Genomic DNA, 11,664 nt, shown 5'->3' on the forward strand with positions numbered 1-11,664 from the left:
GTTTACCTGTCTGTAACGGTGGTTAATCGGTGATTGCTGAGTTTCAGGGAGACATAGCGGTCAATGGCTATCGTTGCTCCGCGCATCAACGGGGCAATCAGACACTGAACCCCTTTCACGCTCCATCCGGTGGCCTCGATGAGCGCCTTTTCAAGGGGTGAAATTTCCTTTTCTAAGGGAGGGTTACACTTATTTTCAGTGCTCCAAGGGGAAGCGCGCCGCGCTTCTTGCAGACGCTGAACATCTTTCTTTTTTACAAGACTGTAACGGGTGGCGCAGGTTTTGATGATTTTTCCGAGCCAGTTCACACCAATGACCCGTTTCACGGTATCCCCGTATTGGTTGAAGTTTTCTTCATAAGCAAGCTTGGCTTTTGCGCCCAACTCGCAAAACCCTTTCCAACGGGATTGATCGGCATGGTCACGCAAGGTTTCCAACTCTTCATCAAAGGCGGTATCGACCGCGCTTGCCCGTCGCAATTGCCGCCACAACCCCACAGCAGGGGAGCCGGATTGTGAAAACTGTTTGATACGATGGGTTGAAGCCCATGCTCTGGCCGAGAATGCCGACTCTTCGGCATCATTTTCAGGCATGTGTGAGCCGTTAATATTCTTTGAGATGTATTTGATGATGTAGCCGGTCGCGGTGCCTTTAGCCGGATCGCTGTATTCAACTTTGATGCGGTGTGATTTGTGAAACTGGCCGCCAATCATTAACTCGTCGCGGTCTTCCTCGGTGGCGATTTCCTCACAGATACGCACAAAAGCAGCCTTCTGGCTGGGATGAACGTATAAAAACATATGTGCGTGGGGTGTGCCGTCTTTGTGCGGCTCCGCGACTCTCAGGCCGAACCAGTCAATCTCATGTTTTTTGAACAGGGCACGGGCGCGTTTCCATTGCTCCATAATGTTCTGATGGGCTTCTTTCGGTGTGCAGCCGTTCCATTGACTGGAATTGCGGTGATATTTGGACGGGAGTGTCCACGTCATAAATACGCCCTCATAACCCAAGTCAATCGCGCGCTCTTCATCGCCACGGGAGCGAACCACTAATTCAATCCGTCGGTTTTCTTGGTTGGCGGTGGTACGCTTGACGACTTCCTCTAAATCAAAGGCGGTGCCGGTCTCTGGGTCGAAGACGGCCATTGATTCGATAAACCGCTTTGCTTCTCCCTGTTTCTGACGCCAGCGGGCAAACGAACGACGGGAAATATATTTGCGTTGTCCCTGATTAGCTCCGACCCGATCAAGGGCGATTTGTGAATATTCGATATATTGGGTGCGTAAAAACCGGAATTTACGCGCCAGATAATCGACATCGAGGCAGCGACGGATCGCCCGCTCTAATTCGCGCTCGGCTTCTCGGATATTCGCGTGATGTTTGCGGATTTGTGGCGGCTTGATATGGAGCTGAAACAGCTTATCACTGATTGCTGAAAATACCGCATATAATGCGTCAAGGTATCCATTTTCTGTTGCTTCATCAATAGAAATACTGCCCATGATTGCGGTGAATTCATGGGTGAGGTTCCATGCAAGGCGCTCAATTTGCTCATCACTCATCAGGGTGTCATGATCGAGCGATACGGTTTGATGACCGAGTGTGACAGGGGGTGCCGGTGCATTTTTACGGGCATCGACAAAAGGAAATTTTTTCTCAATCAGCGGGGCGAATTTCAGGCCATGCCGGACGGCATCATTGACCGCTAATTCGATATTCTTACGCGTCGGGTTCGCCCGTTTCCGTCGCCTGTAGATCTGATGCTGGATATCTTCCTGCACGATTTTCGGCAGACGGGGCATAAAGTGGCGTGAAAATGTTGTGCCGTTCTCGAACGTATCCCGCTTTGCTGCGTCTTTTTCGGCTGCATTGTGCTGATCGCCTTTTGCCTCAGCCAGCCGAAGAGCAGCCGAGAGATAAGGCGAATCAGGGCGCACCTGATACACATCAATCAGGTGTTTTTTACGCAAAGTGCGATGGATATGATGACCAATAAAAGAAGCGGTATATTTCATTATTTTTGTGGCGTTAAACCGTGTTTCTCGCGTAGTTTCTGGATTAAGAAAAGGTTTCGTTTACGTTGCTGCTCCGTCATTGCGGCACCGGTGACCATGTCAGGACAGGGTTTGTGATAAGGTGCCAGATAATCGGAGTTGTGCCCCTTGGGTAGGGTATAACTCACATCATCCATAGAATTGTACCTCTATATCGTCCGCCTGTTCCCCCTCAGCCATTCCAATGATATCGCCGTGAAAGGAGTGCAGCGCGAGCCACTCGCCCCCGTTTACCCGTTTGATTTCATCGATGAATACGTTGATGTTTCCGACTTGGCAGACAATGCCGCCCGTCATGCTTTTACGGTATTTGATTTCGTGTTTCATGCTTCACTATCCAACAGTTTTCTTTTTCTTGGCGGGATGGGCAGCATGATCTGATTTGCTGCAATCCGTCGGTCAAACTCAAGTTTGTTGATCAATACCAATCCGCCTGATTGCTCCTGTGGAATGGTGGGAATGATGCAGTCATTGATTAGCTCTTTGACTTTGGTGCGGCTCATTCCGGTTTCTTCACAGAATTTATTGATTGTCTGAACGCTTGCAGACATGGATCAAACCTCCTAATATCGGGCGTAATCGGTTTTTTAATATGTTGCGCGATTATCCGTGCGTTTTTTAATTTATTTCAAATATCCGCCCTAGTCAACTTATTGCGCGGATATCCGTGCGAACAATTTGGAAGGTTTGGCCTATGTTATTGATGGATAAAAATAAAATGTACTTAAAAAATTTCCATTTAAGACTGAAAGAGGCATTAGGAGAACATTCTTATCGCTCTTTTTCTGAAATGAGTGGTGTCTCTGCCACAACCCTGCGCGATTATGTGAACGAAAAAAGCTATCCAACGCTTGATCGATTAGTTGCGATTTCTGATGCTTCTGGGAAGTCATTAGAATGGTTAACCACAGGCGAAATCCCAGATGAAAATATGGTCATTATTTACCAATATGATCTCCGGGTGAGTGCCGGAAATGGTGCATTGGTTGAGCATGAAAATCCTGTTGCTGAATTTCGCTTTAGTGCTGATTGGTTACGTCAGCAGGGGTTACATGGTAAGAGGCTCTCTATTGTTCAAGTCATGGGCGATAGTATGGAACCCAGCCTTTATGACGGGGATTTGATTCTGGTTCGTCATGATGAAGTACGAGACGGGCTTTGTGTGATTCGGATTGATAATGATGTCTTAGTCAAACGGGTTCAATATGACTACGCGGAAGGGAAATTCCTGATTTCAAGCGATAACGAGCGGTATAAAAATATTGAATTGAGTAAAGATTTTAAAGGGGATTTTAAAATCATTGGTCAGGTTGTCCGTGTGTTGCAGAGAGTGAAGCAAGTTGCATGATAAAGCCGAGTGAATGGGGGTTTTTTACCACCCATGATCCAAACCGTTTTTTTGCTCGCGAACGGGATGCCAAGAACCACGAAATCACCCTGACATTACGTGATGAAGAGTTGCACCCGAATCGGGATACCCGACGGCTCGATGAAATGGTCAGTATTTGGTATCGGCTACACGGTAAGACGCTTCGTGATCATATCCGTTTGAGAAAACTCCTTTATCGAATGTCTGAACGGCTCGGTAATCCGATAGCCTCCGACCTGACTAATGAACATTTTGCCAAGTACCGCGAGCAGCGCACACAGGAAGTCAGTACAACCACTGCGAACCGAGAACATGCCTATTTACGGGCAATGTTCAATGAGCTTAAGCGCCTCGGTGTGATCGATTATGACAACCCCGTCCAACATATCCGCCAGTTCAAAGAGCGAGAAGGGGAGCTTCGTTTTCTCAGTCATGATGAGATCGCAACCCTGTTACATGCCTGTCAGCTATCCAGTAATGAATCCCTGATCTATGTGGTTAAGGTCTGCCTTGCCACCGGTGCCCGTTGGAGTGAGGCCGAAAACCTGAAAGCGTCACAGGTGGCCGGAGGGAAAATTACCTTCCTCAATACCAAGTCAGGCAAGAACCGCACAGTGCCGATCAATGATATTTTATTTAATGAATTGAAAGGCCTTGGTAAAGTAGGGGATGAGAAACTATTTTTACATAGCTTGAGTGCATTTCGTAAAGCAGTTGCCCGAGCACAGATTCAGTTACCGAAAGGGCAGATGTCTCATGTGCTCCGCCATACCTTTGCGAGTCACTTTGTGATGCAAGGGGGCAATATTGTTGTACTGAAAGATATTCTCGGCCATAGCGAGATCTCCACAACCATGCGTTATTCACACCTTGCACCAAGTCATTTAAGTGATGCGGTGCAACTTAATCCACTAAATCAACATCAATAATCGTCAGAGGTATAAATGAAATATTTTCTTTTTCTAGTTTTTGCTGCATCTTTTTCTGTGAATGCGAATGTATGGGATACGCTGAAAGAAACACCGGCTACCAAGTATGACATTGGGCGGGTTTATTTTGATATCGGTGCTTATGAGATGTCTAAAACACTCGAAGGTCAAGATGTTGGGAAAACTCACTATGAATTCTCTAAAGTGACCAGCCTTGTCTCTGATGGGAAACTAGGATTTAAGTTTTCATATCAGGCCCGAGGAAAGTACATTAAGAAAGAAGACTGTAATACTTTCTTATCTATATCAAGAAAGATGTTTCCTTCAAATAAAATTGTAAATGACATTTGGCCTGAACTGGATGATGCACATAAGAAAGAAATTGTTGATAGTTTAGTCTTTGAAGCTGATTTGATGAATAAAGATAATGGATCTGTATTGGTTGAGTGTCGGTAGGCTGTTCTAATCGTCTAGGTCACTATTTAGTGTGGCCTAGACAACCGGACTACTGATTTTTCAATAGATATATTTTTTATAGAATTTGTTGGCAAAATCGTTATGAGAAACTATTTTTTATATAGACTGATAGAACTTCATCGACTGAGTTATAGAATGTGATTTCAAAGGTTTAAAAAAGTTTATTCATGTGATTTATGTTTTTATAAGTTAACTGATTGAAACTGCATCTATAAATAATAAATGAGTAATTCTATCAACTTTTTATTTAATAATTAAGTGGGTGGAAAATGGTTAGTTATAAAGGGAAGAATAAATTTGGTCTTTCTAGGTATATTCCTACAGATATAAGAAAAAAAATACGTAGAGATGCTGGTTTTGGTTGTGTCGTTTGTGGTTGTGTACTTATCGAATATGAACATATTGAACCTGAATTCAAAGATGCTTCTGAGCACAACCCAGATAATATGACGATTCTTTGTCCTATATGCCATGATAGAGTAACCAAAAAAATTATTTCGAAAAGAGATGTTTGGGCGGCAAAAAGAAATCCTAAGGGATTACAGCAAGGTTATGTAAACGATTTAATATTTCCGAATACAGATGAACTGGAGTTTTTACTTGGAAGTGTTCAGGTTATAAATGTAGGAATTATTATTAGTATCTATGGTAAACCTCTTTTTTGGTTTGAAAGTTCAGAAAATAATGAAGAACCATTCACTATTTGTTGTATTTTTTATGGGGTAGGTGGCGAGCCGATTGCATATATTAATCGTAATGAATATATTGCACTGATTAAAAAGCAAGATATTGTCAGTGTGGCTTCGAGATTAACTATTTCTGATGATAAATATGGATGTATATTAGGGATGTCACGTGAAGGAGGTAGCCCTATTCATATAACTGAACTTTATATGCAGTATAACAAAATAAAAGTCATGATTAATAATGAAAATAGTCCTTTATATTATGGCAGTGTAGATACTCCAGATTCTAATTTAAATGGGTTTAATAAGTTTGTTTTTAGTGGTGGTAAGGGGAATAGGAGAGGTGAAGTAAATGCTATTGGTTTAAGCCAAATCCCTTGGTGTAAAGAAAACAATAAAATATGTTGGTTGATACGAGCTAATATACATGGTTTGAAGGTGAGAAATAGCATAGGTCATCATAAGGGATGGTTATATTCTAATCTGTTAATTAATTTGAAAGGTGAGATAGTTGGTTATATTAAAGATGGGAAAGCATTTAATGTATTTAATGAGTTTATTTCTAATTATAAGGATGGATTTCTCTCGTATCCTGAAAAACAATATGATGATGGAGAACCGATCTTTATACCAAAGCATTGTCGACAAGGAATATTTTCCAGAACTCAGCAGGAGTATGATCTGAGCTATCGTTTTTTTGGATTCTGAGTATATAAATGAAAAATATAATATTGTTATTTATATACATTTTTATTTTATAAATATTAAATCAAATCAATCTAAGGGAACGATATTCTAGTTAAAATGCTAATTTTTCTTACTATTGATAACTTACATACACCCACATGCGCCCGATATGAAATTTCCCCTTTTTGTAACCCATTGATTTATTAGCAGGGTGAAGGGTTTTCCAAATCCGCGTGTTGGGGGTTCGAATCCCTCCACCCCTGCCATTACAAATTGCATAATTATGCAAAACGAAACCCGCTCATTGAAGCGGGTTTTTTGTATCTTGAGTGGTAACAGGGTTGACACAGATCTGTGTGGTGAGTATTTTTTAAACCCACAGGTGTAGAACCCTGTTTAATTTAACTCAGAAGCATAAAGGCAATTTAAGAGCTTTATGTATTGCTCTCTCATTTCAATATTATGGTGAGTTGGGTAAGGGCGCTTCGTGCGCGCCGTCTTCTGAGTGGACGGGGTTCTAACCTTATTCGGTAGTGTTCAAATTTCTGTGTCATTTCTTTAAACTGAACCAAAAAGGAAATGACACCTTATGTCTGACGATAAATTCGAAATTGATATTCAAGCTTTTGCCAAAGCATTGCAATCCGGTCAGGGCCTCAACGGCAAAGACGGTTTGCTCACCCCGTTGATTAAGCAAATCACTGAAGCCGCGCTCGGGGCTGAAATCGAACAGCACCTTGAAGCTGAGCCCGACAATCGCAAAAATGGAAAATCCCGCAAAACCGTTAAAACCTCATCCGGGGAATTTGAACTTGAAACGCCCCGTGACCGAAATGGCTCTTTTGACCCGCAAACTGTCAAGAAGCACCAGACCCGACTGACCGATGAGATGGAACGTAATGTCCTCTCCCTGTTTGCCCTTGGCAACAGCTATCAACATATCCGGGAATATCTGCTGGATATGTATGGTATCAGCGTTTCCAATGGCACGATTAACGCCATCACCGACCGTCTTATCCCTGAGCTCAGAGCATGGCAGGAGCGGGATTTAGACCCCGTCTATCCGGTCGTCTGGCTTGATGCCGTTCACTACAAAATCAAGGAAAACGGTCGCTTTGTTTCCAAAGCCATTTACACCATCCTTGCACTCAATATCGAAGGAAAAAAAGAGCTGCTGGGGATTTATCTCTCTGATGCCGAAGGCGCGCATTACTGGCTCAGTGTCCTGACCGACTTACAAAATCGCGGTGTCAAAGATATTTGTATTGCTTGTGTCGATGGCCTCAAAGGGTTCCCTCAGGCGATTGAAACCATTTACCCGCAGACTGAAGTCCAACTCTGTGTTATCCATCAAATCCGTAACTCGATGAAGTATGTCGCCAGCAAAAATCAGAAAGCGTTTATGGCGGATTTAAAATGTGTTTATAAAGCGGCAACCCTTAAAGCTGCCGAACATGAGCTGGATGAGCTGGAAGCCAAATGGGGACCACAATACCCGCTGGTGATTCAGTCATGGCGCAATAAATGGGAGAACTTATCGGTGTATTTCAAATATCCCGAACAGGTCCGCAGAGCCATTTACACCACCAATGCGGTTGAGGCGGTACATCGTCAGTTCCGCAAACTGACCAAAACCAAGGGCGGTTTTGCTAATGAAACCAGCTTGCTCAAGCTGTTGTATGCAGGTATGTTGAAAGCCAGTGAAAAGTGGACGCATCCGGTGCAGAACTGGAACCTGACACTGTCTCAGCTCAGCATCCACTTTGAAGGCAGACTCACTCCATATCTGGATTTATAAAAATGGGCGTGACACAGAATAATGAACAGTCTCCCTTATTCAGCTCGCCACCCCTTAGTTTAGAACCTTCGCGGTGGTGTCTATGGTTAAAATATTCACTCAGAGGGTAGAATGCCAGAAACAAACCTTAAAAGACTTGATTTAGCCCATACAGCCCGATTACATCTTATTGATTTAATTGCTTACGCGAAGCAAGATGATTTACATGAATTAAGAGAAGTATTGGTTTATCTCAATAATCTGATCACATTTGATGAGCAGGAAAATCCACAGAGATAGAATCTATGAAAAGCTCTCAAAACTGGGAGCTTTTTATATTAAAAATAAGAGTGGATAATTGACAAAATAAAATAAGTTGCAACAGGAAAGCCACCAAGTAACATATATATGCCAAACCAATACCAATTTTTTTTGTAGAATGTATAAATAGAACCAACTAGAAATAACAATGGCGTTCCGAAGAAAATCATAAGAACACCAATAAATTCAGGGATAAAACCCACATTGATATTTATTTCAAAAACAAAAACTATCCATATATAGACAAATAAAATCAATGGGAAGGTGAGTAGCAAATTTATCATTATTTTCTTCATAGTTTAAATCCGATCTTAGTTATGAAAGGTTGATAGCTGTATCCTATATAGTGTTGTAACAAAAACCATGATCTAAATCCTCCTAATTTTTCAAAAGGTATATTGTCCTTATCTAGATTTTTGTGATTTATATCATTAACATCTAAGCCAAAATGGTCTTGAACCTCATATTTAAATATGCCTTTAATCTGATCCTCTTTGTACTCCAATTTTTCCGCATAAACTCTCATTGACCAAATTCCATGTACAGTCAGAACGGTTCCGTTAAAAAGATCCGAAGTTAATGGTTTGAATTGAGGTAACCGTGCCCCCGAGCTAGATTTCATATAATTACTTGCAATATTAACAATATCCTTGTCTAGTACACCATCTTTAATATTTTCTCCTAAACACTTTTTCAAGGCAGTATGGAAAATGGCTGTAGTTTGATGCTCTCGTAATGCATTATCTAGTAATGGATGCATATAGTAGCCACCTTCATTACGCTCGAACTTATCCACCATTGTAGAAAATATATCTTTTGTTTTTCCTAACATGGAAAAACTAACTACCCCTCCACCAAGAGATCTCATTCGATTAAAATGTTCCTTAGCAGGTAAAGTAAATTGATCTTCTACAACAATATCATAGCCTCGTGATGGAGAGTATCTGGTCTTATTTCTAAATGGTTGCCAATGCCCATAGGATTCAATCTCTTCTCTTTTTTTATCACCATACTTCATATCGTTAGGAGATGGTGCATCAGGATCTTTCGGGTTATAGAAGGTATCCATTTTATTTTCTGTTTCATAGACCAATCGAGGAAATGAGCCAGAAACGGGAAGCCAGTCTTTTTGTTTACTACTTTTTGTATTTTTTTCTATTCTTTCTAAAGTATCATTGTGCGCTTGTGATCTTTGTTGTAAAAGTTCTAGCTTTCTTTGTTCTCTTTCTTTAATGGCTGTATGGTCGATAGCGCCATAACGAGAGCCATTTACTCCATAAGGTTGAGGGCCTTTACTTGACATTCTAATTTACTCAACTAATACGAATACAATTAAATTTAGGCCGTTATATTAAGGTGAAGAGATCAGAAGAAGAAGGACGTAAAATTTGAATTCCTTTGTATGAGATATTTACTCAAAAAAAGATTTCTTTAAGTGATTTTTTTATCACATAAACCCCTTCAATATAAAACTATTGAAGAGATTTATCTTAATTATTTATTCTGTTCTAGCCGTGTCAGACGAACATCCAATTTTTCCATCATCAGGCGGAGCCACTTCACATCTGTTTTTAGTGTAACCCCGACACCTATGACGCTGGATAATGCACTGACAGCCGCAATGATGAAAGTCTGATATTCTCCCATTACTTAAATTCATCCCTCAGCGTTTCCCAGATACCGATCAACACAGGGGCAGCGGTGCCAATTAAACCCCATAGTTAACCCCGTCCGGTGTGATACTGGCGGTTAATAGTTCAGATGGTATACGCTGCCAGAATCGCACCGGCAACCGACAGGGCGATCCGTTTCATGTCTTGCATGTGTCATGCTATAACCCCGTTGCTTTGGGGAAAATATACTGATGGCTAAATATACTTCATTCTATCAACAGCATCAGGGAAAAATGGTATCATTTGCTGAAAAAGAGGAAGTCAGTATGCCCCATTTTCGATTTCGCGCGGTTGAACCGCAGACCGTCCAGCATCTTTCAAAAACATTGGTGGATGAACTACAGTCCCCGATGAACGCTCCCCGTGAAGATTTTACATTCGAATATATATACACCACCTTCTTCCACGAGGGAGAGGTTTCTCATGCTTATCCTTTTGTTGAAGTGTTGTGGTTTGACCGAGGTCAGGAGACTCAGGATCAGGTTGCACAAGTCATTACGCGACAGGTCAGAGAGGTGGTAGGAGAAGATGTTGATGTCGCTGTTATTTTTACAGCACTGAACCAGACAGATTACTATGATAATGCGCAACATTATTAATTGAGAAAATGGAGACAATTTAAAATGAATCCGGTCATTGAAACTATTCAGAACCATCGTTCGATTCGTTCTTTTCAAGAGAAGCCGCTCACAACAGAACAGATGGATACTATTATCGCTTCTGGGATTGCAGCGTCTTCTTCAAGTTTGTTACAAACGGTCTCTATTATACGAGTCACGGATCAGGAGAAACGGCGAGTTTTAGCCGAACTTGCAGGAAATCAGTCTTATGTGGCAAGTGCGGCAGAATTTTTAGTTTTTTGCATTGATTACCAACGCCACACTTCGCTGAATCCAGATGTTCAATCGGAATATACTGAGCTCACTTTGATTGGTGCGATTGATGCCGGGATTATGGCGCAGAACTGCCTGCTCGCGGCGGAGTCGATGGGGCTCGGCGGTGTTTATATTGGTGGCTTGCGCAATGCTCCGAAAGAAGTCGATGAGTTATTGGGATTACCACAATATACCGCGATCTTGTTTGGGATGTGTTTGGGATATCCGGCTCAAGATCCAGAATTGAAACCGCGTTTAAGTCCTCAAGTCATTGTTCATGAGAACAGCTATCAGCCATTAGATCATGCGCTGATCGATGAATATGACCAGAAAATGGCAAACTACTACCAGCATCGCTCGACGAATGCGAAGCAGCAATCATGGTCCGATCAAGTCACTACCAAACTGAGTAAAGAGCAACGGCCTTATATTCGCGATTACCTGAACAGTAAGGGATTAGCCAAAAAATAACAGCGATAAAAAAGCCCAATCAAAAATTGGGCTTTTTCGTGAACAACCTGAGATGGTGGTTATTTTACACAAGGGCAACAGGCTGGAGCATCAGGTCAGCCCTTGAATAATGACAAATTTTTCCAGCAGTTCATCTTCTGTTTCAATATGGTTTGGATCTGTGATGATGCAATTGCTTATCGGACAAACCGACTGACAAGTCGGCTGATCGTAATGGCCTTTACACTCGGTACAAAGATCCGGATTGATTTCATAAAGATGCTCACCAAATGAAATTGCATTGTTCGGACACTCAGGTTCGCACATATCGCAATTGGTGCATTTACTGGTGATCAAGAGTGCCAT

At 41.9% G+C, this 11,664-nt stretch carries 16 protein-coding genes; 8 read left to right on the forward strand and 8 right to left on the reverse strand.

Going from position 1 to position 11,664, the window contains the following annotated elements:
• Window positions 1–2 precede the first annotated feature (2 nt).
• From OCU60_RS03590 to OCU60_RS03605, 4 genes are read right to left on the reverse strand one after another with little or no spacing between them, the layout of a single operon-like run.
• The gene (locus OCU60_RS03590; protein WP_306345751.1) at window positions 3–2,015 is read right to left on the reverse strand and encodes a replication endonuclease; all 2,013 of its coding nucleotides are present in this window, start codon (window positions 2,013–2,015) and stop codon (window positions 3–5) included.
• Window positions 2,015–2,191, reverse strand: a complete 177-nt coding sequence (locus OCU60_RS03595; protein WP_157371839.1) for a hypothetical protein — start codon at window positions 2,189–2,191, stop codon at window positions 2,015–2,017. The genes OCU60_RS03590 and OCU60_RS03595 overlap by 1 nt, the downstream gene beginning before the upstream one ends.
• Window positions 2,184–2,381 carry a hypothetical protein gene (locus tag OCU60_RS03600; protein WP_074375105.1) on the reverse strand — a complete coding sequence of 66 codons (198 nt, stop codon included), beginning with the start codon at window positions 2,379–2,381 and terminating at the stop codon, window positions 2,184–2,186. The genes OCU60_RS03595 and OCU60_RS03600 overlap by 8 nt, the downstream gene beginning before the upstream one ends.
• On the reverse strand, window positions 2,378–2,605 hold the full coding sequence (locus tag OCU60_RS03605; protein WP_021020732.1) for a hypothetical protein: 228 nt from the start codon (window positions 2,603–2,605) through the stop codon (window positions 2,378–2,380). The genes OCU60_RS03600 and OCU60_RS03605 overlap by 4 nt, the downstream gene beginning before the upstream one ends.
• A 167-nt stretch (window positions 2,606–2,772) precedes the next feature.
• On the opposite strand from OCU60_RS03605, the gene OCU60_RS03610 reads away from it, so the two are divergent.
• The 6 genes from OCU60_RS03610 (at window position 2,773) to OCU60_RS03635 (ending at window position 8,279) form a co-directional block, all read left to right on the forward strand.
• Entirely contained in the window at window positions 2,773–3,402 is a 630-nt protein-coding gene (locus tag OCU60_RS03610; protein ID WP_159439504.1) for a LexA family transcriptional regulator, read from the forward strand.
• Window positions 3,399–4,352: a phage integrase gene (locus OCU60_RS03615; RefSeq protein ID WP_074375106.1), complete on the forward strand. Its 954-nt coding sequence runs from the start codon at window positions 3,399–3,401 to the stop codon at window positions 4,350–4,352. Before OCU60_RS03610 ends, OCU60_RS03615 begins: the two co-directional genes overlap by 4 nt.
• 15 nt (window positions 4,353–4,367) lie before the next feature.
• Window positions 4,368–4,808: a hypothetical protein gene (locus OCU60_RS03620; protein ID WP_074375107.1), complete on the forward strand. Its 441-nt coding sequence runs from the start codon at window positions 4,368–4,370 to the stop codon at window positions 4,806–4,808.
• Window positions 4,809–5,098: 290 nt separating this feature from the next.
• Window positions 5,099–6,223: an HNH endonuclease gene (locus tag OCU60_RS03625; protein WP_074375108.1), complete on the forward strand. Its 1,125-nt coding sequence runs from the start codon at window positions 5,099–5,101 to the stop codon at window positions 6,221–6,223.
• A 568-nt stretch (window positions 6,224–6,791) separates the two neighbouring features.
• Complete coding sequence (locus OCU60_RS03630; RefSeq protein ID WP_261854726.1) at window positions 6,792–8,000, forward strand: IS256 family transposase; 1,209 nt, start codon at window positions 6,792–6,794, stop codon at window positions 7,998–8,000.
• 111 nt (window positions 8,001–8,111) lie between these two features.
• A complete protein-coding gene (locus tag OCU60_RS03635) occupies window positions 8,112–8,279 on the forward strand; it encodes a hypothetical protein (RefSeq protein ID WP_159439436.1) in 168 nt (55 codons plus the stop codon).
• 38 nt (window positions 8,280–8,317) lie between these two features.
• Here OCU60_RS03635 and OCU60_RS03640 read toward each other — a convergent pair whose 3' ends face one another.
• From OCU60_RS03640 to OCU60_RS03650, 3 genes are all read right to left on the reverse strand, one after another.
• Window positions 8,318–8,596, reverse strand: a complete 279-nt coding sequence (locus tag OCU60_RS03640) for a hypothetical protein (protein WP_074371330.1) — start codon at window positions 8,594–8,596, stop codon at window positions 8,318–8,320.
• Window positions 8,593–9,603 carry a DUF3289 family protein gene (locus OCU60_RS03645; RefSeq protein ID WP_083602559.1) on the reverse strand — a complete coding sequence of 337 codons (1,011 nt, stop codon included), beginning with the start codon at window positions 9,601–9,603 and terminating at the stop codon, window positions 8,593–8,595. The genes OCU60_RS03640 and OCU60_RS03645 overlap by 4 nt, the downstream gene beginning before the upstream one ends.
• Before the next feature lie 191 nt (window positions 9,604–9,794).
• Complete coding sequence (locus tag OCU60_RS03650) at window positions 9,795–9,947, reverse strand: hypothetical protein (protein ID WP_162841952.1); 153 nt, start codon at window positions 9,945–9,947, stop codon at window positions 9,795–9,797.
• Between the two features lie 292 nt (window positions 9,948–10,239).
• Here OCU60_RS03650 and OCU60_RS03655 point away from each other — a divergent pair, with 292 nt between their 5' ends.
• Together OCU60_RS03655 and nfsA are read left to right on the forward strand one after the other, a co-directional pair.
• The gene (locus OCU60_RS03655) at window positions 10,240–10,572 is read left to right on the forward strand and encodes a DUF1904 domain-containing protein (RefSeq protein ID WP_074371387.1); all 333 of its coding nucleotides are present in this window, start codon (window positions 10,240–10,242) and stop codon (window positions 10,570–10,572) included.
• A 24-nt stretch (window positions 10,573–10,596) separates the two neighbouring features.
• Window positions 10,597–11,319, forward strand: a complete 723-nt coding sequence (nfsA, locus tag OCU60_RS03660) for an oxygen-insensitive NADPH nitroreductase (RefSeq protein ID WP_074371331.1) — start codon at window positions 10,597–10,599, stop codon at window positions 11,317–11,319.
• A 90-nt stretch (window positions 11,320–11,409) separates the two neighbouring features.
• On the opposite strand, the gene OCU60_RS03665 is transcribed toward nfsA, so the two are convergent.
• Window positions 11,410–11,664: a YfhL family 4Fe-4S dicluster ferredoxin gene (locus OCU60_RS03665; RefSeq protein WP_059120062.1), complete on the reverse strand. Its 255-nt coding sequence runs from the start codon at window positions 11,662–11,664 to the stop codon at window positions 11,410–11,412.

The sequence above is a fragment of the Vibrio spartinae genome (assembly GCF_024347135.1).
GTDB lineage: Bacteria > Pseudomonadota > Gammaproteobacteria > Enterobacterales > Vibrionaceae > Vibrio > Vibrio spartinae.